Source organism: Ancylobacter mangrovi, assembly GCF_024752335.1.
GTDB lineage: Bacteria > Pseudomonadota > Alphaproteobacteria > Rhizobiales > Xanthobacteraceae > Ancylobacter > Ancylobacter mangrovi.
In genome coordinates this window covers 883,321-905,609 of sequence record NZ_JANTHY010000001.1, presented here as the reverse complement: position 1 = coordinate 905,609, position 22,289 = coordinate 883,321, and the positions used below count along the sequence as shown (strand labels likewise).

Sequence of the window (22,289 nt, the reverse complement as noted above, 5' to 3'; positions counted from 1 at the left end):
ATCCTCCTGAAACGGGCATTCTCACGGCCCTTGGGCGCTATTCTAGCGCAGGAGGGGGCAAGACTCACCTACCGTCAAAACGCTCAAACAAGGGGCAAAATCAAACTATCGAGCGGTCAATGCAATAACGCATGCCTGCCATGCGGGCATTTTTCATTGAAAGATGCCCTCTCGTTGATCATATGGGTCGTGACGCCGAGGCGATGCTTCGGCTGTTCCCCTCTGGAAGGTTCGCCGCCTCGGCGGCGAGACTTAGCCGGGCTCGCAAGAGCCCGGCTTTTTTCTTGTCCGGTGGGATGTCGCGGGAGGCCCGCCAGCGCAAGGGCCGCAGGCGGCCGATAGAGCAGGCCCAGAGGGCTGGTACGGCGGGCGTCGGACGCCCGCCCGGCGCGCCGGTCACATGAACAGGTTCTCGCCCTTGATCCCGGCATAGAGGCCGGCGACCTGCTCGCCATAGCCGTTGTAGATCTCGGTCGGGCGCCGCTCGCCGGTGCCGATGTCGCGCTCGCTCGCCTGGCTCCAGCGCGGATGCGGGACGGCGGGGTTCACATTGGCCCAGAAGCCGTATTCGCGGCCCTGGATCTGCTCCCAGAGCCCCACAGGGCGCTCCTCCACGAAGGAGATGCGCACGATCGACTTCACCGACTTGAAGCCGTACTTCCACGGCACGGCAAGGCGCAGCGGCGCGCCGAACTGGTTCGGCGCCGGCTTGCCATAGATGCCGGTGACGAAGAAGGCGAGGTCGTTGGTCGCCTCGGCCATGGTCAGGCCGTCGACATAGGGCCACGGATAGGTGAAGCGCCGCTGGCCGGCCGCCACATCCGGATTGAGGAAGGTTTCCATGCGCATGTATTTCGCGCTGGAGAGCGGGCGCGCCCAGGAAACGAAGTCCTTCACCGGGAAGCCGGTCCACGGCACCGCCATCGACCACGCCTCGACGCAGCGGTGGCGGTAGAGCCGCTCCTCCAGCGCCATGGCGCGAATGAGGTCGTCGATGCCGACCTCGCGCTCCTTCTCGACCAGCCCGTCGATCTTCACCGTCCAGGGCCGGCGCGGCATCTGCGCGCAGACGTCGGCCACCTGGTAGTAGGAGCGGTCGGAGCCGAACTCGTAGAAATTGTTGTAGTTGGCCGAGATGTCCTCGGGCGTGACCGGCCGGTCGAGGGTGAAGGCGTCGTTGTGCCGGGCCGGATAGAGATCCTTGGTCGGGTCGTTGGCGGGATCGCCGGGCGCGGGGCCCTTCGGCGCCTTGTCGCCGCCCGACAGGCCGAGGCTGTCCAGAAACCCCGCCTGCGCCCCGCCCGGCAGGCCAAGCGTCCCGATGAGGCCGGCGCCCGCGCCCAGCAGCGCGCGGCGGGAGAGATAGACGGATTCCGGCGTCGCCGCGCTTTCGGGCAGCTCCCAGGATGGCCGATGGCGGATATGCATGACGTTCTCCTCGAGGATGACGAAGAGAATACGCCGCGACGGGGCCGACTATTTCAGTCCGGACTTCAACTAAGCGTGCAATTCGCAAAAAAAGCGGCCGGTGGCGCGCGAACCCGTCGCCACCGGCCGCCTTTTCGATCAGGTCAGGCTCACTTCGAGGACAGGCGCAGGTTGCCGACGCCGACCGCGACGTTGACGCCGGTCTGGGCCTCGACGCTGAAGGGCTGCAGGGCGATCGTGTCGCGCGAGCCGCCGACCAGCACGTTGCCGCCGACGCCGACGCCGAGCGCCACGCTGCCGGACACGCCGGCATAGTCGCCATCGAGATCGCCCGAATGCACGCCGCGCGAGGGCGCCAGCACCGTCCACAGCAGCGTGTTGCGGCCGGTCACGCCGACATCGAGGCCCCAGCGGCGGATCGTGCCCTCATAGCGATAGGAGGTGCCGCGGCGGCTCTTGAAGGTGCAGTCGAGGGTACGCTTGGAGCCGATGATGAAGCTCACGGACTTGCTGCCCTGGCAGGCCAGCGTGCCGACCTCGACGCGCTTGGTCTGGGCCGAGGCCGGAGCTGCGGCGAGCACGCCGGCACCAACGACAAGCGCGGCGGCCAGAAGCCCGCGCGAGGCAACGTAACGGATCATGGATAACACTCCCTGGGGAACGCGCGGCCGGTTCGGACGAACCGGCGATGGAGGCGCGCAACGATGTCCGGCCGGGGTGGGTTTCCGGCCGGACTCCAGGATATTACCTCAGCGCAGCGAACCGCAGAAGCGCTGGATTCGCAGGCAGGCCTCTTCCACGTCCTTGGTCGCGGTGGCGTAGGAGATGCGGAAGGCGGGGCCGAGGCCGAAGGCCGAGCCATGCACCACCGCCACGCCCTCGGCCTCGAGCAGCTCGGTCGCGAAGACCTCGTCGTTCTCGATCAGCTTGCCCGCGGCAGTCGACTTGCCGATCAGCCCGGCGCAGGACGGGTAGACGTAGAACGCGCCTTCCGGCTTCGGGCAGGTGAGCCCCGCCGCCTGGTTGAGCATGGAGACGGCAAGGTCGCGCCGCTCCTTGAACACCTTGTTGTTGGCGGCGATGAAGTCCTGCGGGCCGTTCAGCGCCTCCACGGCCGCCCACTGGGCGATCGAGTTCGGGTTCGAGGTCGACTGCGACTGCAGCGTGCCGATGGCCTTGATCAGCACCTCCGGCCCCGCCGCGTAGCCGATGCGCCAGCCGGTCATGCAATAGGCCTTGGAGACCCCGTTCATGGTCAGCGTGCGCTCGTAGAGCGAGGGCTCCACCTGCGCGGGGGTGACGAACTCGAAGTCGTCATAGACGAGGTGCTCGTACATGTCGTCGGTGAGCACCCACACATGCGGATGGCGCACCAGCACGTCGGTGAGCGCCTTCATCTCGGCGCGGCTGTAGGCGGCGCCGGTCGGGTTCGAGGGCGAGTTGAAGATCAGCCACTTGGTCTTGGGCGTGATCGCGGCCTCGAGATCGGCGGGCTGGAGCTTGAAGTTGTCCTCGAGCTTGGTCTCGACCGGCACGGGGGTGCCGCCGGCGAACTGCACGATGTCGGGATAGCTGACCCAGTACGGGGCGGGGATGACCACCTCGTCGCCGACGTCGAGCGTCGCCACCAGCGCGTTGAACAGCACCTGCTTGCCGCCGGTGCCGACCGTCACCTGGCTTGGCTTGTAGTCGAGGCCGTTCTCGCGCTTGAACTTGGCGACGATCGCCGCCTTCAGCTCGGGAATGCCGTCGACCGCCGTGTAGCGGGTCTGGTTGTCGCGGATCGCCTTGATCGCGGCTTCCTTGACGTTCTCGGGCGTGTCGAAGTCCGGCTCGCCGGCCGCGAGCGCGATCACGTCCCGGCCCGACGCTTTCAGCTCCCGCGCCTTGTTGGAAATGGCGATGGTCTGGGAGGGATTGATGCGCTTGAGGGCGGAGGAAATGAGGCTCATGGCCGGTCTCCTTAAGTTTGATGCGCGCGACAACTAGTCGAGCCCTTGCGCGCCCGCAAGCGATTCCCCACCTGCTCCCGGACCGGACGATGCGTTACTCTGACGCCCTGGCCGGATTTCGTTCGGGGATGACGGGACGTCGCGCGTGCTCAAGCTCCATTCCATGCAGAATTCCGGCAACTGCTACAAGGTGCGGCTGCTGCTGGCGAAGCTCGGCGTGCCCTTCACGCTGGTGGACGTCGACATCCTCCGGGGCGAGAACCGCACGCCCGAATTCCTGATGCGCAACCCGGAAGGGCGCGTGCCGCTGCTGGAGCTGCCCGGCGGGCATTTCCTCGCCGAGTCCAACGCGATCCTGTTCTATCTCGCCAGCGGCACCCGCTTCCTCGCCGACGGGCCGCTGGCGCGGGCCGAGGTGCTGCGCTGGATGTTCTTCGAGCAGCACAGCCACGAACCGGCTATCGCCGCCGCCCGGTTCTGGCTCAAGCTGGTGCGCGGTGGGCGGGACCTTCGCACCCACGACATCGACCGCTGGCTCGAGGAAGGCTACGCGGCGCTGGGGGTGATGGAGCGCCATCTCGGGCGCCGCGCCTTCTTCGCCGACGACACCCTCTCCATAGCCGACATCGCGCTCTACGCGCACACGCATGTCGCGGGCGAAGGCGAGTTCGACCTCGAGCCCTTCCCCGCGGTCCGGCGCTGGCTGCAGCGGGTGGCCGCCGACCCCGGCCATGTCGCCATGGAGTGGCGGCCGGAGACGGTACCCGAGAAGGTAAACAGCATTTAACCAATTGCCGCGAAAACGCCCCGAAATGGCGCCGCCTCGCGCAAAGTGGCGCCGAAGCCGGGCCGGGATCGGCTGCGAACCTGCCTTCCGTCAGACAGACGAACCGCCCCACGGAAGGGATTTCGCCATGCCGCGTCACCAAGTCGGACCTGCCGAGCCGAGCCGCACCGCCGGCCGCCGCTTTCGCCGCGCGCTGCTGGAAGCCGGCGTCGTGCTCTCGCTGACCCTCGCCATCGTGGCCGTGCTCTGCATGTTCAGCCTGCAGCGCGCGGTCGCGCTCGAAATCCACCCCGCCATGGCGAGCGACGGGCGCATCGCCATGGGCGCGGTGCTGCTCACCGGCTTCATCGGCCTGTGCGGCCTTTCCAGCTTCATGCTGCGCAACACGCTGCAGCCGGCGCGCTCTTCCTCCTCCGGCCGGCGCGAGGGCTGAGGACCCGCGCCCGCGCGCCCTCCCCGCCCGCTTCACGGGCTTGTCAGGCCCTGCGCATTGGCGTTTGCCCGCACCGTGATCTAACCATGCGCGTCCCGACCTTCTGCGGAGCGCTGCCTTGAGGACGATCACCGGGCTTCCCCTCCTCGCCGGCATCCTCGCCCTGTTCGCCAGCGCCGCGCCGCTATCGGCGCAGGAGAGCGTGAGCGTCGACAGCTCCGCCGGCCGGATGACGGTCGAGACCGTGGCCGGCGGCCTCGATCATCCCTGGTCCCTCGCCTTCCTGCCGGACGGGCGCATGCTGGTGACCGAGCGCGCCGGCCGGCTGCGGATCGTCAGCCGCAGCGGCACCGTCTCCGAACCCGTCGCCGGCCTCCCGCCGGTCTATGCGCGCGGCCAGGGCGGGCTGCTCGACGTCGTGCTCGCGCCGGATTTCGACTCGAGCCGGATGGTCTATTTCTCCTATGCGGAGCCGCGCGAGGGCGCCTCCGGCACCAGCGTGGCGCGCGGCAAGCTGGTGGAGGACGCGGGCGGGGCGCGGCTCGACAATGTCGAGGTGATCTTCCGCCAGCAGCCCTCCGTCGGCGGCAGCTCGCATTACGGCTCGCGCCTCGTCTTCGCCCGCGACGGCACGCTGTTCGTCACGCTGGGCGAGCGCTATTCGGAACGCGACCAGGCGCAGCGGCTCTCGAGCCATCTCGGCAAGATCGTGCGCATCCGCACCGACGGGCAGGCGCCGGACGACAACCCGTTCGTCAAGCTGCAGGGCGCGCGGCCGGAAATCTGGAGCTTCGGGCATCGCAACGTGCAGGGCGCCGCGCTCGATCCGCAGACCGGGCGGCTATGGACGGTGGAGCACGGCGCGCGCGGCGGCGACGAGCTCAACCATCCCGAGGCCGGCAAGAACTATGGCTGGCCGATCATCACCTATGGGCGCGACTACAACGGGGCGACCATCGGCGAAGGCACGCGGAAGGACGGAATGGAGCAGCCGGTCAAGTACTGGGACCCGTCCATCGCCCCTTCCGGCCTCACCTTCTATACCGGCGACCTGATCGCGGCGTGGAAGGGCGACCTGTTCACCGGCGCCCTCGCCGGCATGAAGCTGGTGCGGCTGCGGCTCGACCCGGACCGCCAGCGCGTGGTCGAGGAGGAGGACCTGCTCACGGATTTCGGCGCCCGCATCCGCGACGTGCGACAGGGCCCGGACGGGGCGCTGTGGCTGCTCACCGACGAGGACCCGGGCCGCCTGCTGCGCCTCGCTCCCGCCGACTGACGCCTCACCAGCGGTGGAAGATGAAATAGGCGCCGGCGGCGATGAAGGCGAAGCCGACGAGATGGTTCCAGTGCAGCGGCTCCTTCAGCCACAGCACCGAGAAACCGGCGAAGACGATGAGGGTGATGACCTCCTGCATCGTCTTGAGCTGCGCCGTCGAATAGATCGCCGAGCCGTAGCGGTTGGCCGGCACGGCGAGGCAGTACTCGAACAGCGCGATGCTCCAGCTCGCCAGAATGGCGATCAGCAGCGGCGCGGACTTGTGCTTGAGGTGCCCGTACCAGGCGAAGGTCATGAAGACGTTGGAGGCGAAGAGCAGCACGATCGGCAGCAGGGCGGGCGGCAGCAGCGAGGTCAAAGGGGGCATGATGGCGGTCCGGCGGGAGACGGACGAAGCTCCACCGCCGGCAGGCCCGCGTCAATGCCTCACAGCTCGGCCCAGTGCCGCACGAGGTTGTGGTAGACATTGGCCAGCGACAGCACGGCGGGATCATCGTCCGGCAGCTTGGTGCGCGTCGCCATGATCGCCATGTCGAGGTCGTACAGGATCGCCCGCCGGCCATTGTCGCGGATCATCGACTGCGACCAGAAGAACGAGCCCCAGCGCGAGCCGCGGGTGATCTCGTTGACCGAATGCAGGCTGGTGGCCGGATAGACGACGGCGTGGCCGGCCGGCAGCTTCACCTCCTGAAGCCCGTAGGCGTCCTCGATCACCAGCTCGCCGCCGTCATACTCCGCCGGGTCGGTGAGGAAGATGGTAGTGGAGACGTCCGCCCGCATGCGCTGCGCGGTGCCGGGAATGGAGCGGATCGAGCCGTCCACATGGGCACCGAACTTCATGCCGACGTCGTAGCGGTTGAACATGGGCGGCAGCACCCTGAGGGGCATCGCCGCAGAATTGAAGACCGGGTTCCGGCCGAGCGCCCGCAGCACGATGTCGCCGAGCTCCTGCGCCTCGCGCGATTCCACCGGGATCTGCAGGTTGAGCTTCGAGCGCGCCGCCTGCTGGCCGGCGGTGACGCGTCCATCGACCCAGGGAGAGGCCTCGAGCACGCGCCGGCAATGCGCCACCTCGTCGGGCGTGAGGATGTCGGGGATCTGGATCAGCATCGAGCACTTCCCAAACGAAAAAGTGGGGAAAGCAGGCGTTGCACCTGCCTTCCCCCAAATTGAGACGGTCGATCGGAAACGGCAGGCCGCTCGATCAGAAAGTCGCACCCACCGTGAGCGTGAAGGTGCGGCCCGACGCGGGAATGGCGCGATTGCCCCAACCCGCCGCGTAGTTCAACTCGTCGGTCAGGTTGTAGGCGTTGAGCGCGACCCGGTAATTGTCCTTCTGGTAGGAGATGAGCGCGTCCAGCGAGAAGGTCTCGGGGATGATCGCGCTGTTGGCCGTGTTCGTATAGTAATCGTCGGCATAGGTGATGCCGGCGCCGACCAGAAGATCGCCCGGAATCTGGTGCCAGGTCTTGCTGAGATTGTAGGTCGTCCAGAGCGTGAAGTTGTTTGGCGAGACGAAGGGCACCTCGTTGCCGACATACTCGTTCGTCGTCGAGGTCATGATCTCGCTGTCGTAATAGGCGTAGGAGGCCTGGATCGACCACGCTTCGGTGATATTGCCCGTCAGCCCGAGCTCGACACCCTGCACGCGCTGGTTCTCGCCGGTCTCCACCGTGTCGCCGGTCACCGGGTCGGTGTAGAAGGCATTGCTCTTGTCGGTGCGGAAGATCGCGCCCGTCACGCCGAGCTTTCCTTCCAGGAACGACACCTTGAAGCCTGCTTCCCAGGTTTCGTTGTCTTCCGGCTCGAGATCCTGCTGGTCCGCATTGACGACGGTGATGTCGTTGGTCGGGAACGCGCCTTGCGGGGTGAAGGACTTGGCCCAGCTCACATAATAGGTCTGCTCGCTCGTCGGCTCCCAGATCAGGCTGATCTTGGGGCTCCAGAAGGTCGTGTGCGTGTCGGCCTGAACCCATCCGCCACCATTTGAGGTGCTCCAGTAGGAGTAGTCGGAAGAGTAGCTGTCGTACCGCGCGCCGGCGAGGAGCGAGATGGCATCCGTGAACCAGATGCGGTCACTGATGAAGGCGCCGAAATCGTTGGCCGTCGAATCCCGCTGGCCGTTGTTTCCGTAAGGGTTCGAATAGAGATAGTAGCCGGTCGTGTTATCGAAGACCGGGTCCCAGATCGTCGACGTGCCCTTGTCGCCCGCGACCGAGACCAGCGTGCGCTCGCTGCTGACCGTGTTGACGTCCACGCCCGCAACCACTTCATGACGCAGCGCGCCGGTGTGGAAGTTCGCGATCATCGTCGTGATGTTCTGGGCGCTGTAGCTCTCCTGGTAATAACCGGGATTGCCGCCACCAAAGCTGATGTCCGGGTTGCCGCCGGCAAAGAACTGGCCGGTGCAGCTCGCATAATACTGCGCCGGCGTCGGGGTGCTTCCCCGACTGCCGCCGGTTGAACAGCCCGGCACCGTCGTCGCGAAATCGCGCGTGTAGTAGCCGAACCGGGTGTCGTTGGTGACCGTCAGCCAGTCATTGACCTCCTTCCGGAAGTTGACCGTCAGCATGTTGACGTCGGTGACATCCTGATCCGTCACTTTGCCGTAGAAGGTGTCGCGCGGGATGCCGAACTCCGTCACCGGCTGGCCCATGGCACCGAAGCGCGCGACGTCGCCGAACATCGGAGTGACGACGGGCACGCCGTAATCGGGCGTGCGCTCACCGTGCTGGTAGAGGTAGTTGACGTGCAGCGTCTGGTCGGTGCCCAGACCGAAGCCGACATCGGCCATGACGCCGTAGCGGTTCGATTCGACATTGTTGCGGTCGGCGACATCCTGCTCGTTCACCATGCCGACGATGCGGATGGCGCTCGTGCCGTCGAACTGCTTGTTGATGTCGAACACGCCGCGATAGAGCGGGCCGGTGCCGAACTGGCCCTCGACGTCGTACTTGTCGCCGAGATGAGCGGCCTTGAGCGTGGAGTTGATCGCGCCGCCCGTGGTGCCGACGCCGAAGCTCTCCGAGGTCGAGCCCTTGAAGACCTCGACATTCTCATAGGCGAAGCTGTCGCGCACATAGACGCCGAAGTCGCGCAGGCCGTTGACGTAGATGTCGCCCTTGGCCTGGAAACCGCGGATGCGGAACTGGTCGCCGTTCATGCCGCCGCCACCTTCGCCGATGCCCGAGGTGACGCCGGGAACGTTGCGCAACGCCTGCTCGAGCGTGGTGACGCCCTGCTGCTGCATGGTCTGCTGGGTGATGACCTGAACCGTCTGCGGCGTGTCCTGCACCGTGCCCGGCAGGCGCGAGAGCCCGGTGGACGCCTCGAGCGTGTTCACCGGCGAGCCATCACCCTCGACCGTGATGGTGGAGAGCTCCTCGCCGACCGCCGCACCCGTCGCGGTGCCCGCGGCTTCCTGCGCCGCCGCGCCGAACATCGGAATCGCCGACATGGTGACGGCAAGACCGGCGGTCACGGCAACATTCGGCATCGGCGATCGTAGCGTTCTCAAGGTCTTCATCTAGCCAAACCCCTTATTGCTGTATTTTTCGGTCTCCTATCTTCGAATCCAACCTGCTTCAAACATTATGTTTTTTAGATATTCCAAGAATGTTTCGCTGGGTTTCGATGTGAAATCTCACTTTCGAATTATTAAAAACTAAAACTGTACGCACTCTCTTGTTTGTTTCCGAACGTAGACCTTATGTGACTCAACGAAAATTCGATTGCCGGCTCGCGGAACCTGCGCCCGCTTTCCGCACGGAGAACGCATCCCCCCATGGCTGACCGATGGATTTCCTATTCGGAACTCGAACGAATGGGCGCGGATGTGTTGCGCGCGCGCATCAGTGAAGGGCCCGAGCAGGCCGCGCTCTGGGTGCGCGCGGCGGCGCTCAACGGGCTGATCAACGCCCAGCTTGCCTGGGGGCAGATGCTGGTGGACGGCCACGGCGTGCCGCGCGACCCGCAGGCGGGGCTGCGCTGGTTTCGAATCGCCGCCGAGGCGGGCAGCGCCGAGGGCCGCAACATGGTCGGGCGCTGCCACGAACTCGGCTGGGGCGTGGAAGCGGACGCCAGCGAGGCGGCGCGGCACTATCGCGAGGCCGCCGGCAAGGGCGAGCCCTGGGCGCAGTTCAACCTCGCCCGGCTGCTGCTGGAGGGAAAGGGCGTGCCCGCCGACCGCCGGGAAGCGCTGCACTGGTACACGCGCGCCGCGCGCGCCGGCCATGTGAAGTCGGCGACCCTGGTCGGGCGCTATCTGGAGCATGGCTGGGACCGCCCGCCCCGGCCGGCGGCCGCGCTGCGCTGGTACCGGCGCGGCGCCGAGGGCGGCGATTATCGCGGCCAGTTCGACTACGCCCGGCTCCTGTTGGAGCGCACCGGCCGGCTGGACCTCGCGCGGCCCTGGTTCGAGCGGTCGGTCGAGGCCGGCGTGCCGCTATTCTGCCGCGAGGTCGGCGACGGACTGCGCCACGCCCCTCATGCCGAGCTGAGGAAAATCGCGCTCCGGGCGCTGGAGCGGGCCTGTGCGACCGGCACGGCCGGCGACCTGCGGCGCTATGCGAGCGCGCTTTCCGAGGGGCTCGGCGGTCAACCGGACCCGGAAGCCGCAAAAATCGCGTTCACAGGTGCGCGAGCGCTCGAGATTTCAGACCCCGCTACCGGCCATGCCGCCGCCCGGCACCACTCGCCGATTTATCGCGTACGACGCATCGGAGGTGCCATAAGGTGGCTCAAACGGTTCTATAGGACCATTAAGCTGGGATAATGCATTAAATAGCCGATGACCCTGAGGAAATTTGACACCTAATATAACAAAATCCAAAATAAGTTTGTCAGCTCACCAACGAATACAATGGATATTGAAACAAATACGTTGGTTTCGGACTTATGGATAAAGACATCATGTAGACGGCTAGCGACGTGATGTCTGGAATTTCACAGGGAGCGTGAACATGAGGCACTTTGAAAAAGCAGGGCGCCGATATGGCGCCGCCAGTGTGAGTATCGGCGCAATAGTCGCATGTCTTCTCATGAACCCGGTTACTGCGGACGCCAGAGGAGCCGGGTCCAAGGACGGTGGAGGCGGGGGCCTTGGAGGCGCGGTGTCCCGGGTGGGCGGCGCCGTGGACCGGACCGTCTCAGCGGCCGGTGATGCGGTCGGAGGCACCGTTTCCAGCGTGGGCAACTCGCTCGCGGACAATGGCGGTGTGGTCGGCGGCGTCGGCAACACGGTGAGCCGCGTCGGCGGTGCCGTGACCAACACGACATCGACCGTCGGCGATGCCGTGTCCGGCCTGACATCGGGCCTCGGCAGCGCCATTTCCGGCACCACCAGCTCGGTGACGGGCGGAACGGCGGACAGCACCGGCACGACCGGCAGCAGCTCCACCGCGAGTAGCAGCTCCACCGCGAGTTCCGCGACCGGCAGCACCGGCCGCTCCGCTCGCTCCAGCGGCGCCCAGACCGCCAGCTCCGGCGACAGTTCGAGCAGCGGCACCTCCTCGCGGGGGGCGACCGCCAGCCTGTTCGGCCTGGACCTCAACGTGTTCCGGCTGAAGCCGCTGGTCACGCGGAACACCGAGGGCAACATCGCCTCGGTGGATGCACAGGCGCTCGGCCCGAACGGCGTGGATGCCAACGCCGTCGTGGGCAGCAGCGCGCAGCGTCGCGTCGGCGTCGACGCCACGCTCAGCGCACTCGGCCCGAGAGGCGCCGACGCGCAGGCCAGCGCGACCGTCGGCGATCGCCGATCGCCGTCCAAGGCGCTCGCCGACGCGCTGTTCGGCGCCAGCCTGCTCGGCTCGAACGGGGTGAACGCGACGGGTGACGCGACCGTCCTCGGCCGCGGTCAGGTGGCCGACGTGAACGCGACCGCCACGGTCGGCGGCAGCAACGGCCTCGTGACCGATGCCGACGTCGATGTCGGCGGCAGCTCCGGTCTCGCCTCCATCGGGCTGAGCATCGGCCGTGCCCTGTCCGGCGGCACGCCGGGCGATGACGACGGCGGCACCGGCACCCCCGGCGGCGGCGACGTCGGCATGAACCCGGGCGGCAGCGGCTCCGGCAGCTCCGGCAGCGGCGGCTCGGCCAGCAATGGCGGCAGCTCGGCCGGCAATGGCGGTTCGTCCAGCGGCGGCGGCGCCGTGGCGCGCTCGCGCGACCGTTCGAGCACCAGCAGTTCGAGCATGGCCGTGAAGAAGACCCGCTGCCAGGGCGTGCTCTCCGAGCCGCGCGCCTATGATTCGGGCATCGTGGCCCTCTGCCGCGAGCTCGTCGGCGGCTGACCGACAGCACGGCCGCCCGGACCGGTTCCGGGCGGCCGCCTCTTCGTTCCGACCATCGATCCCCGAGATCAGTTCCGGCTGTTGGCCCAGGCACGCATCTCGGCCACGAGGTGGCGGAAATCCCAGAACGCCGCGGCCAGGATCACCGCCGGCACCAGCGCCAGAAGCAACGCCCACCCCTGCGACCAGTCCACCGGCCCGCGCGCGAAATCATACGCCGTGTAGGCGCCGAACAGGGTGACGAGCGCCGCGATGCCGAAATAGGCGACCCTATCCAGCCGCGTCACGATGAAGGCGATGAGCACGGCGACGACCACGCCGATGAGCGCCGCCCATATCCAGCCGAGGGAAAACAGCGCCGCCGTCCAGCGCCCCGCGCTCAATGAAATGAAGACCAGCGCCGCCAGCACCAGGATCCCGGCCCTCAGGCGCACCATCCCCTCTTTTCCGCCCATATCCGCCATAAGCACGCCCTCGCCGCGAGCCCGCGATGGAACCCCGCGGTGAACGTGCCCCAATGCCTTTGGCGGCGCAATATGCTAGCCCTAGCGATGCCCTGACCTTGCCGGAGCCTGCCACCGGTACGGCGGGACCGCCGATATGCCCGTCGCTCCGCTTTCCTCGACCGCCCGCTTCAACCACCCTCCTCAGACGCTCCCAGCATGCGCCACGTCATCGCCATTCTGAATGCCGAGGCCGGCACCCTGCTCGACCGCAACGGCGAGGAGGTCCGGGCGCTCGTCGAGCGCGGGCTCGGCCGCGACGGGCGCAAGGTCGAGGTGCAGCTTCTGCGCGGCAAGAACTTCCTGCGCGCCATCACGGAATCGGGCAGCGGCCCTCATGACGCGGTAATCGTCGGCGGCGGCGACGGCAGCGTCAGCCTCGCGGTGCGGCACCTGCACGGCACGGGCAAGGCGCTCGGCATCCTCCCGCTCGGCACGCTCAACCTGCTGGCGCGCGACATCGGCATGCCGACCGATCTCGAACAGGCGGTGGCCGTCCTCGGCGCGGCGGAGCCGGGCACGGTGGACATCGCCACGCTGAACGACCGGCTGTTCCACACCATCTCCGGCATGGGCTTCTTCAGCCAGATGGCCCGCGCGCGGGAGATGGCGCGCAAGCTGAAGCTCTGGCGCTTCCTGGCGGTGGCGCTCGCCGCCATCCACGCGCTGCGGCGCTCGGGCCGGTTCGAGCTCGACGTGACGGTGGACGGGAAGACCCGCCGCTTCGACGCGCTCGCCGTACTCGTCTCGGTGAACCGGTTCTCCGGGCCCGGCTGGCATCGCGGCCGGCTCGACGAGGGCGTTCTCGAGGTCCACATCACCGAGGAGCGCGGCGCGCTGGCGCGGCTCAAGGCCGGTGCCGACATGGTCACCGATACGTGGCGCGACAATCCGGGCATCACCAGCCTGGTCGGGCGGGAGATCGTGCTCGCACGGCCCAATCGCAGCCGGTCCTGGGTGTCGACCGACGGCGAGCTGGAGCGCGAGACGATGCCCCTCACCTACCGGGTCGTGCCGGCCGCGCTCTCCCTGCTGATGCCGGCGCGGCAGGAGCAGGCGCCGCTCACAGAGGCTCGATCTCATAAACGATGGTGACGCTGGAGCGGATCTCGGTCTCGCCGGCCTCGACCGGCACCGAATCCGCCTTCATCATCATCGGCGCCGCGGCCATACGCGGCATGGGGGGCATCCCGCCCTCGCTGTTGAGCGAGACGATGCGCACCAGCCGCAGGCCCGCGGCGGCGGCCACCGTCTCGGCGCGGTGGCGAGCATCGTTCACCGCGCCGACGCGGGCAGCGTCCTCCAGCGCGGTCGGGTCGGCGATGCTGAAGGCGATGCCGGTGATCTGGTTCGCGCCGGAGGTCACCACCTGGTCGAGCAGGTCGCCGAGCTTCGACAGGTCGCGCAGGCGCACCGTCACCATGTTGCGCACCTCGTAGCCGGTGATGCGGGCCGCCTCGTCGCCGTCCTTCTTCACCGCCCGGTATTGCGGCTGGATCGAGAAGCCGGAGGTCGCGATGTCGCGGCTCTCGACGCCCGCCGCCTTGATGGCGGCGATCATCTGCGACACCGACGCGCTGTTGGCGTCGAGCGCCTCGCGCGCGGTCTTGGCCTCGCTCACCACCGCGCTGGAGAAGGTCGCCATGTCCGGCGCTCCGGCCGCCTTGCCCTCGCCGGTGACGGTGAGGGTCGGCCGGCGGGCGGCGGGGGACAGGTCCTGTGCGGCCACGGGAGCAAGGCTCCCCAGCAGCGTCGCGGCGATCAGGCAGGCGGGCAGAAACTTCATGGTCCACTTTCCTCGAACGGAGGGTCGGGTGACGAAGCGGCAGAGCACTGCGTGATCGCGGCGGCAATGCGGCGACGTCTTCCCGAGCGGCGGAAGGGTGGACAACCCTGCCGCAGGGAGCGTGGCGGCGGAACCCCGGTTGGCGTCGCATCGCGCTTTTGCTAGTTTCCGCCGCGCCTGGCGGCGCATGGCCGGGCCTGTAGCTCAATGGTTAGAGCCGACCGCTCATAACGGTCTGGTTCCCGGTTCGAGTCCGGGCGGGCCCACCAATATTTTCAATGGCTTAGCTTTTGCTATGTCTTCCCGACGTGTCTTGCGCCAATGAAACCGCCAATGAAACGACCGTAAATCGGCGCTTAAGAGCCTGCATCGGCGAAGGTCGCCATCAGTCGCCCGGCCTCTCCTTCTCCCAAGCCGCGCAGATCGACCCGTCGATCGTTGCCCAAGTCTTGTGCCCGTCGCGGTCGCGGAACACATACGGCCCTTGCGGCCCCGCGACCCCGCAGCAGCGGCATCGCAGGCGCAATCGCAGCTCATGAATCGTCTCGCCGGGCTTCGCCCACATGGCCATCATGGTCGCACGCACATAGGTCGCCCGACGCCCGCAGTTGCATAGGAAGCCGACAAGCTCACACCCTTCTGTCATGAGAACATGAAGGGAACATTTCGGCTGGGAGTCAATGCGCGGGCCGGCTTCATCCCCGCGTCCGAATCGGGCAGCAGGACGGCATGCAGCCCTAGATGCTGAGAGCCCGCTGTGATTGAGCGTCAGAAGATCGTGAAGGATGGCTCAGCGTGGCGCCCCTCGCCCGACGATCTTCCGGCGACCGCGCGTCATTGGACCGGCTTCAGCGCCTTCATCCCCGGCGACGTTGCGGCGATCCGCAAGCAGGTGGAGGCGGTGCGGATTTCATTCGCGGTCGAGGTGATGCCAGCGGAGGGAGGCACTTGGGTGACCGCGGGCTTTAGCGGCATGGAGCGGATCGTCGCGGCGACTCGGCCAGGCTGAGCGCGTCATCGCCTCATTGACAATTCATGCTTGACCGGGCTAGCAATGCCGCCAAGCAGGAGCCGAGGATGAGAAAATCAAAGTCCGTGACCGAAAATGCGTTTGACTTGGCAGACGCGCTCAATCGCCTGGCGGAGGACAACGCTGACGACCGCATCCTCACTCCTGATGGACGGGATGCTGCTGCCGTGGCGCTTGGCCGCAGAGGAGGACTAAAGGGGGGCAAAGCGCGAGCGGCGGCCCTATCCCCCGAACGTCGGCGAGAGATTGCGATGAAAGCCGCGTCAACCCGCTGGGGGCGAAGCAACGATGAGTAATTTTGATATAGACCGAGTAATTTCGATATCGCTTGAAATATCGAAAAGTGACAATTGCGACATTTTTCTGTATAATGGCGACATCGAACGCGGCGGCGATTTAGAATTTATAGAAGCCGTCCACGCGAACAAACGAAATAGTATATGCCGCCTTATTTTAGTTACTAGCGGCGGCGACCCTGACGCCGCCTATAAAATGGCGAGGTATCTTCAAGATCGATACGATCGCTTCGAGTTGATATTGGGTGGACTCTGCAAGAGCGCAGGTACCCTCATAGCGATCGGCGCCCACGAGCTTATTTTTAGTCCTTATGGAGAACTTGGGCCTCTAGATGTCCAGGTTGCCAAAGAAGATAAGCTAAATGGATACCAATCCGGCCTCAATATTTCTGCGGCGCTTCAGGCCATGGAAAGCCGCGCCATCAAGGCCTATCTCCGCCTCATTGGCGATATCATGAGGTCGAGTAGTGGCGTAGTGTCATTCCAGACCGCCTCGAAATCGGCTTCCGATGTGCTTAGTTCGCTCTATGGCCCAATATTTGCTCGGATCGATCCGGAGGATTTGGGTTCGCGAAGCCGATCAATGAGGATCGCGGCTGATTACGGAAAGCGTCTGGACGCCGTATCCGAGAACATGAAGGATGGGGCGGTAGGACGGCTTGCCGAAACATACCCGTCGCATGGGTTCGTTATCGATATGGCCGAGGCGGAGGCGCTGTTCGTGAATGTTCGCACCGCCAGCAGCCGTGAGTTGGAACTCATAGAGGCGTTGGGGCCTTCATCAAGATGGCCAACTAAAGACAGCAGAATGATCTGCCTATCGGCAGACCAGGAGGAGGACGGAGATGAAACCGAACCTGAAGGTGGCGACGAGCGACCGCAGCAGGAAGATGGAGAAGATTCTCCAAGAGCAGGAGAGCCGGCCGGTGCTCCGTCCGGGAGCGTTAGACGCGCCGGACGGCGCCAGAGAAGCGCTACTTCGGAGGATCTTCGACCAGCCACATCAAACGGCACCTCACCCGATGGGCCGCAATAGATCCCCGCTTACTCGTCTGGGCCACGACTGAGCAAAAAAGACTTCGCCCCGTCCCTCCCGAAGGAGGGGCGGGGCGAAGTCAGGCATGTGCGCCCCGCCAGGAGGCAGCCGGTTATCCGTCCAGATGACGGTTTTCTCCGTTCCCCGCTTAGTCGTGCAACCCCTTCGGCGCCTCATACGCCGCCCGGATCAGCAGCGCGGCGAGCGCCAGCAACTCGTCGGCCGAGCCGTGAACGCGGTTGTGCCGACGGCGGACCAGGACGATGCCGGTCGGCTGGTGTCGGGCGATCCGCTCGCCCGTCTCGATCGGCGAAGCATCCATCACCCGCCCCTCGAGCGCGCCGGCGGCGTGAATGCCTTGTCGATACGCCCGCTGATGTTGTCGAGGCGGTTGAGGATCTCCTCGCGCATCTGCACAAGGCTGTCGTGCCGCACATAGTGCTCGGCGGCGAACAGCTTGTGCTCGGCGAGCTGCTTGTCGAGCAGGCGCACCTCGGCATGCAGGGCCGCCTGCTGCGTCGCCATCGGCTTGACCTCGGCCTTGATGCGATGCTCGATCCGCAGCCACACGCCGACGATCGCGCCGAGGATCGTTCCCAGCCCGAACACGGCATCCCAGGTCACCGAGCCCGTCATGACCGCCACCCGCAGACGTCGCGGCCAACCGCGTTATTCGCCTTCACCTGCCGGATCGTGGCGTCGGTGTCGTCAGGCGACCACGTGACGGGCCTGAGAGCGTCGCACACGGCCCTACCCGTCGCGCCGCCACCCGTCGTCGTCGCGCAGGCCGCCGCCGTCAGAGCGGCGCTCAGAAGCAGCGCGAGCCGCATCGCCTTTGTCACGGATGTCGTCGGCACGGGCCTGCTCCTTCTGCTGTGCGCGTTCAAGGGCGCCGGCCGCGCCCCGGTTGCGGCCGGCCTGATAGGCCAGCCCGCCAGTGAGGATGAGAACGACCGCGCCCTTCACCGGCGCCGGCAGCAGCGCCCACACGGGGCGCCAGACCTGATAGGTGGAGGCAAGGATGGCGAGCCCCGCCGCCAGCCATGCCCACCAGGGCGTCCAGTCGAGGATGGCGCCGAGCAGCGTCATGCCGGCACCGTGCCCAGCGCGCCGAGATCGGCGCGGGCCTCGCCGCTCACCAGCGCGGCAACCTTCCGGTTGCGGCGCGAGGCCCAGATGCCATAGACGACGCCGCCGACCGCTACCGCGACGCCGGCGACCACGAGGCCGGCGAACACGGTGTCGATCCAGCCGCCGGCGCCGACGAGGGGATGCAGCGCGTCCTTCGCCTGGTCGATCGCGACCGCCGCGCCGCCCCCGCCGACGATGGCACCGGCCGAGCCGCCGATCGGCGCCGCGGGCGTGGCGAGATCGGCGAGACTGGCCCGGGCCGCCCCGGCATCGCCGGCGACCGGCGCCGGGGCGACGCTGCCGCGGGCCGCCGCCTGCCCGTGCGCCAGCACGTCGTCGAGGCGGCGCGTCCATCCCGTGCCGAAGGTGCGCCACGTCTTGAGGCCGCGCAGCATGGCGAGGCGGCGGGCGATGATGTCGGCGACCAGAGCGTCATGGTCGGGGTAGCGGGTCAGCGCCGCCAGCGTGACCGTGCCGACGATGCCGTCGGCGCCGACGCCGAGCGCGCGCTGCAGCCACTTGACCGACTGCGCGGGACCGGAGTTCACGGCGCCGTCGAAGACCACATAATCGACGCCGGGCGGCAGCTCGTCGCCGCGGATCACGTCCCAGTACTGCGCGCGGTAGATCGCGGTGACCTCGTCGTCGCCGATCCGGCGCACGCTGCGCACCGGCGCGCCCTTGCGGCGGCGCCAGCCGTCATAGACGCGCTGGGTGATGCCCTTCATGGTCGCCCCGCCGGGATCGGCGGGATTGTTGGCGTAGCCGCCTTCGTGAACGAGCACGCGCTTGAGCGCCTCGTCGAAGCTCGACGCGGTCATGATCGTCTCCAGATTGTCGGGGAGTGGGAAAGCAAAAGGCCGCCCGGAGGCGGCCTGTACAGCGAGGGCGGCGGGTGGTCAGGCTAGGCGGATAGAGAGTCGCGCTGCGCTGCAATTCAGCCCTACAATTGAGGGCGACGAAGTATGCTATGGAGGGGCGTTCAGATGGCCGAACAGATCACCGAAGTTCTAGATATCGTCGAAATGACACCGAACGACGATGAAACATTTTCCATGACGTTCGGGACCAGCGAAGGTTCAAAAACCTTCAAACTTAAAAACCGTATGCTAGTAAATATGTTTCAGCATATGGCCTTCATAGCAGCAGAAGAAGGGCCAAATACCGCAGACATGAAACTCACGAATAGAAACAGTTCATTGACATTCTCAATAACTGAATGTGCGGTCAGGCCAAGCACGTCTCATAGTGGATACGACCTGCTGTTCAAGTTCGAGACGCTCGGGGGCGTCATCGGATTTAAGATTTCACGAGAGGAGTCGGAAGAGTTTGCAAAACTTATCTCCAGACACATGAAAAGACGATAGGCGCTTGCCCCGGGGGCGAATGCTCCGACCATCCGTCCGTGACACCATTCGGTAGGCTGAGGTTGCAGCAGTGCCCCTCAGCTTCCTCCGTTGAGCACGGCAGGTGATCACTCCACCCGTCCTCGCCAGGGGCGCTCTCGGTCGTCGGCTGCTTCTGCTGCTGCGTCATGGTCAACCTCCTCAGGTCAGCGCCGCCGTCGTGACGATGCTCGCCGTGCCCGAGACGGGCGTTCCGGCACCCGAGATGCGCGGGTCGATCAGCATGAGGGACGAGTCGGCGAGCTGGCGGTAATGCGTGCTTACCGGGTCGATCGAGAGCGGGCGGATGCAGCGCATCTGCTCGGCCGCGGAAGCGCCGGAGGCGAAGTTGTGGACGTTGCCGATGGCGACGCAGTCGACCAGCGTCGCGTCGGTCGACACCCCGCCCTCGTTGCCGTCCGGCCCGCCGCGATTGCCGAAGCCTTCGCCGACCGCGCCGTCGACGCCGGCTCCCTGCCCGTTGTACGCCGCGATGCACCCCGTGGCGTGAAGGTGCGCGCCGCCGGCGGGCAGGAACCCGCCATCGTCATTGTATTCGGACAGGCACTCCTGCGCGGTCGCATTGCAGCGCTCGTGATTGGACCAGCCGTCATCGCCATTGAGGGCGCTGTAGAGGAAGCGGTCGAGCACGCCCTGGTCGCGATAGCTCGCGGCTTCCAGGTTCAGGCTGTCATGGTCGCCGAAGCCGTCCTGCGTATTGGCGATCGCCGCGCACATCTCGCGCACGCCCGACGAGTTGTTGCCCTGGAAGCCCGTCGTCGCGGCGCCGAGGGACAGGCACTCGCTCGCGCGCCACTTGGCGATGTTGGCGAAGTTGAAGCCGAGGTACGGGTACCAGACTTCGATCCCGTGGATCTCGAGGTAGCCGGTCTTCTTCGGTGTGGCGTAGTTCACCGCGCCGCTCTGGTTCGTGACCAGGTTCGGCGGCACGTAGTAGACCTTGCCGCTGGAAGTCGGATCGGCGCTGCTGGGCGCGTGAATATAGAGCTTGCTGCTGGCGTAGAACCACGATCCCGGCGCGGTATCGAGCGCCGCCAGGCTTGCCGCCTTGCGCATCGGGGTCGAGGGGCTGCGGTACTGGCGCCCCCGATGGTGGGGGAACCGCCGATCCATGGCAATCGAGCTGAACGGCGTCTCGTGCTCGAAGATGAACTTCGCCACCGGCGAATAGGCGATGGCCGCCTCGTAGATATTGGTGTAGCCCGCGCTCTTGGCCCAGCTCGCGCCCGTGAAGGGCGTGCCGTGGATGAGGCGGACGCGGGCATTGCTGCCGGCAGCGATGCGCAGATCGCCGACCACAGGGGAATAGACGTTGGTGCCGGTGTAGCCGAGGCTGAACCGCCCGCCCGTGAAATCACCCGACAGGATGATCTCGCCCGCCAGCGTGCCGTCCGGACGCTTCAGCATCTGCATGGCGCGATCGGGCGTCGCGACGGGAGAGTCCGGAGCGCCCGAGGCGCGGTCGTCGCCGGCCGGATCCAGATAGACCACCGACCGGTCGCGCACGAGCGCCGGGCGATAGCCGGGGTGATCGCCGACCACCAGACTGACGCGGCTGAACTCGATCGAATTCCCCACGACGCTGCCCGCGTCGACATAAAGGTCGATGTATACGCAGTTGACGTCGAGCGCGACGTTCCTGACGGTGATCTGCTGCTCGTTCGAATTCGCGAGCAGGTTGTTCGCCAGCGTGAGGCGCGTGCCCGAGATCTCGGCGTTGGACGCGTTGAACTGGCGCAGCAGGATGCGGACATTGCCGGATGAAGGGCGGACGACATTCTCGACGGTGAGCGCGGCCGAGAAGGTGTCGCCGGCGATCTCCGCCCGATAGGTGCGGACGGAGACATTCCCGGTCGCCAGCAAGCCGGTCCGGCGCCCGCGCGTGCTTCCCACCGTCAACGACACGCCGGCACCGCCGACGATCCACGTCGTGGGCGAGCCCGCCGGAGGCGAGAACCGAAGCAGCAGCGGATCCGGGAAGATGTTCGGGCCGGTCTGCACCGTATCGATGGCATCCAGATTGATCGCCGCCTGCAGGCCGAGACCGGGCACCGTGGCGTCGGACTTCTTCACCCATGAGCCGGAGCCCGAGGCGCCGCTCTTGACGTAGAAGCCTGCATTGGTGCCGTCGCCCAGCACCTGCCCGATCGTCCCCGAGGCATGGGCGAGGTCGGCGGCGAGCACCGCCAGCGTGTCATAGGCGATCGAGGGATTGGCGACCGCCTGCTGCGCCTGGTCGCGCGCCGCCTCGGCCGCCGTCCGGGCGGTATCGGAGCCATCACGCGCCGTCTCGGCCGCCGTGCGCGCGTCTTCGGCACCGTCGCGGGCATTCTCGGCGTCGCTCCGGGCCGTCACCGCAGTGTCGCGCGCGGTGATCGCGGAGTCGCGCGCCGCCTCGGCCTCGCCCTTGGCGGAGGTCGCTCCGTCCTCGGCCGAGGTGGCGACGCTCGCCGCCTGCACCGCGGCCGCGCTGGCGGCGACCGCCTCGGGCGTCAGCGAGCCGGGCACGCCCTGCAGGCCGGGCACCTGCACCACCGCCATCTCGGCGCCAAGATATTCCCCGGTGCCGCCGACCGTGATGGTGCCGGCGGCGATCTTCGCCCGCCCATCCTCCGACGTCGCGTAGACGTCGACGGCGGTACGCTGGCCCAGCGGCAGGGCATCGACGAAGGCACCATGATCAACGATCACGACGCCGTCGACCACGCCCTCGTCATCGGCATCGACGAAGACAAGCCCGCCATCCGCCGTCGAGAGGGTGAAGGGCGCCCCGCCGGCGCGCGGCGTCACCTCGAGCTCGACCAGCTTGCCGGCGAGGTTGATGTCGGCGAAGCGGATCGCCGGCGCCGGCGCGCTCGTGTTTCGGTGCAGCGGGATCCTGATCGTTGCGGTCATCTCGGCTCCGGACATGAAAAAACCGCCCGAAGGCGGC

22 protein-coding genes and 1 tRNA gene are annotated in these 22,289 nt (G+C 66.8%); 10 read left to right on the top strand and 13 right to left on the bottom strand.

Features of this window, described 5'->3' with window-relative positions; translation table 11 throughout:
• Positions 1 to 396: 396 nt before the first annotated feature.
• From msrP to NVS83_RS04465, 3 genes are all read right to left on the bottom strand, one after another.
• The gene (gene msrP, locus NVS83_RS04475) at positions 397 to 1,428 is read right to left on the bottom strand and encodes a protein-methionine-sulfoxide reductase catalytic subunit MsrP (RefSeq protein ID WP_258738249.1); all 1,032 of its coding nucleotides are present in this window, start codon (positions 1,426 to 1,428) and stop codon (positions 397 to 399) included.
• Between the two features lie 149 nt (positions 1,429 to 1,577).
• A complete protein-coding gene (locus NVS83_RS04470; RefSeq protein ID WP_258738248.1) occupies positions 1,578 to 2,069 on the bottom strand; it encodes a DUF992 domain-containing protein in 492 nt (163 codons plus the stop codon).
• 108 nt (positions 2,070 to 2,177) lie between these two features.
• On the bottom strand, positions 2,178 to 3,380 hold the full coding sequence (locus NVS83_RS04465) for a pyridoxal phosphate-dependent aminotransferase (RefSeq protein WP_258738247.1): 1,203 nt from the start codon (positions 3,378 to 3,380) through the stop codon (positions 2,178 to 2,180).
• 145 nt (positions 3,381 to 3,525) lie between these two features.
• Here NVS83_RS04465 and NVS83_RS04460 point away from each other — a divergent pair, with 145 nt between their 5' ends.
• The 3 genes from NVS83_RS04460 (at position 3,526) to NVS83_RS04450 (ending at position 5,876) form a co-directional block, all read left to right on the top strand.
• Positions 3,526 to 4,167 (top strand): glutathione S-transferase family protein, encoded by a 642-nt coding sequence (locus tag NVS83_RS04460; RefSeq protein WP_258738246.1) that lies wholly within the window; start codon positions 3,526 to 3,528, stop codon positions 4,165 to 4,167.
• Positions 4,168 to 4,294: 127 nt separating this feature from the next.
• Entirely contained in the window at positions 4,295 to 4,600 is a 306-nt protein-coding gene (locus NVS83_RS04455) for a hypothetical protein (RefSeq protein WP_258738245.1), read from the top strand.
• 118 nt (positions 4,601 to 4,718) lie between these two features.
• Positions 4,719 to 5,876, top strand: a complete 1,158-nt coding sequence (locus tag NVS83_RS04450; protein WP_374115010.1) for a PQQ-dependent sugar dehydrogenase — start codon at positions 4,719 to 4,721, stop codon at positions 5,874 to 5,876.
• A gap of 4 nt (positions 5,877 to 5,880) precedes the next feature.
• Here NVS83_RS04450 and NVS83_RS04445 read toward each other — a convergent pair whose 3' ends face one another.
• The 3 genes from NVS83_RS04445 to NVS83_RS04435 form a co-directional block, all read right to left on the bottom strand.
• The gene (locus NVS83_RS04445) at positions 5,881 to 6,243 is read right to left on the bottom strand and encodes a DMT family protein (RefSeq protein ID WP_258738244.1); all 363 of its coding nucleotides are present in this window, start codon (positions 6,241 to 6,243) and stop codon (positions 5,881 to 5,883) included.
• Positions 6,244 to 6,302: 59 nt separating this feature from the next.
• Positions 6,303 to 6,986 (bottom strand): Fe2+-dependent dioxygenase, encoded by a 684-nt coding sequence (locus tag NVS83_RS04440; RefSeq protein WP_258738243.1) that lies wholly within the window; start codon positions 6,984 to 6,986, stop codon positions 6,303 to 6,305.
• Between the two features lie 94 nt (positions 6,987 to 7,080).
• Complete coding sequence (locus tag NVS83_RS04435) at positions 7,081 to 9,372, bottom strand: TonB-dependent receptor (RefSeq protein ID WP_258738242.1); 2,292 nt, start codon at positions 9,370 to 9,372, stop codon at positions 7,081 to 7,083.
• 327 nt (positions 9,373 to 9,699) lie between these two features.
• Here NVS83_RS04435 and NVS83_RS04430 point away from each other — a divergent pair, with 327 nt between their 5' ends.
• Both NVS83_RS04430 and NVS83_RS04425 read left to right on the top strand, forming a co-directional pair.
• Positions 9,700 to 10,650, top strand: coding sequence for a tetratricopeptide repeat protein (locus NVS83_RS04430; protein WP_258738241.1), 951 nt, complete (start codon positions 9,700 to 9,702; stop codon positions 10,648 to 10,650).
• Positions 10,651 to 11,008: 358 nt separating this feature from the next.
• On the top strand, positions 11,009 to 12,169 hold the full coding sequence (locus NVS83_RS04425) for a hypothetical protein (RefSeq protein ID WP_258738240.1): 1,161 nt from the start codon (positions 11,009 to 11,011) through the stop codon (positions 12,167 to 12,169).
• Between the two features lie 68 nt (positions 12,170 to 12,237).
• Here NVS83_RS04425 and NVS83_RS04420 read toward each other — a convergent pair whose 3' ends face one another.
• Entirely contained in the window at positions 12,238 to 12,606 is a 369-nt protein-coding gene (locus NVS83_RS04420; protein ID WP_258738239.1) for a hypothetical protein, read from the bottom strand.
• A gap of 225 nt (positions 12,607 to 12,831) precedes the next feature.
• Between NVS83_RS04420 and NVS83_RS04415 the strand changes: the two genes are divergently transcribed.
• Positions 12,832 to 13,767: a diacylglycerol/lipid kinase family protein gene (locus NVS83_RS04415; protein ID WP_258738238.1), complete on the top strand. Its 936-nt coding sequence runs from the start codon at positions 12,832 to 12,834 to the stop codon at positions 13,765 to 13,767.
• Here the strand turns inward: NVS83_RS04415 and NVS83_RS04410 are convergent.
• The gene (locus tag NVS83_RS04410) at positions 13,736 to 14,458 is read right to left on the bottom strand and encodes an SIMPL domain-containing protein (RefSeq protein WP_258738237.1); all 723 of its coding nucleotides are present in this window, start codon (positions 14,456 to 14,458) and stop codon (positions 13,736 to 13,738) included. The two genes, NVS83_RS04415 and NVS83_RS04410, sit on opposite strands and share 32 nt — an antisense overlap.
• Positions 14,459 to 14,651: 193 nt before the next feature.
• On the opposite strand from NVS83_RS04410, the gene NVS83_RS04405 reads away from it, so the two are divergent.
• From NVS83_RS04405 to NVS83_RS04395, 3 genes are all read left to right on the top strand, one after another.
• Positions 14,652 to 14,727, top strand: a tRNA-Ile gene (locus NVS83_RS04405).
• A gap of 488 nt (positions 14,728 to 15,215) precedes the next feature.
• Positions 15,216 to 15,467 carry a hypothetical protein gene (locus NVS83_RS04400; RefSeq protein WP_258738236.1) on the top strand — a complete coding sequence of 84 codons (252 nt, stop codon included), beginning with the start codon at positions 15,216 to 15,218 and terminating at the stop codon, positions 15,465 to 15,467.
• Positions 15,468 to 15,776: 309 nt separating this feature from the next.
• A complete protein-coding gene (locus NVS83_RS04395) occupies positions 15,777 to 16,820 on the top strand; it encodes an SDH family Clp fold serine proteinase (RefSeq protein WP_258738235.1) in 1,044 nt (347 codons plus the stop codon).
• Positions 16,821 to 16,968: 148 nt separating this feature from the next.
• Here the strand turns inward: NVS83_RS04395 and NVS83_RS04390 are convergent, their stop codons facing one another.
• The 4 genes from NVS83_RS04390 to NVS83_RS04375 form a co-directional block, all read right to left on the bottom strand.
• On the bottom strand, positions 16,969 to 17,142 hold the full coding sequence (locus NVS83_RS04390) for a hypothetical protein (protein WP_258738234.1): 174 nt from the start codon (positions 17,140 to 17,142) through the stop codon (positions 16,969 to 16,971).
• Positions 17,142 to 17,456 (bottom strand): hypothetical protein, encoded by a 315-nt coding sequence (locus tag NVS83_RS04385; RefSeq protein ID WP_258738233.1) that lies wholly within the window; start codon positions 17,454 to 17,456, stop codon positions 17,142 to 17,144. The genes NVS83_RS04390 and NVS83_RS04385 overlap by 1 nt, the downstream gene beginning before the upstream one ends.
• Positions 17,457 to 17,570: 114 nt before the next feature.
• A complete protein-coding gene (locus NVS83_RS04380) occupies positions 17,571 to 17,909 on the bottom strand; it encodes a hypothetical protein (protein WP_258738232.1) in 339 nt (112 codons plus the stop codon).
• The gene (locus NVS83_RS04375) at positions 17,906 to 18,772 is read right to left on the bottom strand and encodes a glycoside hydrolase family 108 protein (RefSeq protein ID WP_258738231.1); all 867 of its coding nucleotides are present in this window, start codon (positions 18,770 to 18,772) and stop codon (positions 17,906 to 17,908) included. The genes NVS83_RS04380 and NVS83_RS04375 overlap by 4 nt, the downstream gene beginning before the upstream one ends.
• Before the next feature lie 165 nt (positions 18,773 to 18,937).
• Here NVS83_RS04375 and NVS83_RS04370 point away from each other — a divergent pair, with 165 nt between their 5' ends.
• A complete protein-coding gene (locus NVS83_RS04370; RefSeq protein WP_258738230.1) occupies positions 18,938 to 19,318 on the top strand; it encodes a hypothetical protein in 381 nt (126 codons plus the stop codon).
• 180 nt (positions 19,319 to 19,498) lie between these two features.
• On the opposite strand, the gene NVS83_RS04365 is transcribed toward NVS83_RS04370, so the two are convergent.
• Positions 19,499 to 22,252, bottom strand: a complete 2,754-nt coding sequence (locus NVS83_RS04365; protein WP_258738229.1) for a hypothetical protein — start codon at positions 22,250 to 22,252, stop codon at positions 19,499 to 19,501.
• Positions 22,253 to 22,289: the final 37 nt, after the last annotated feature.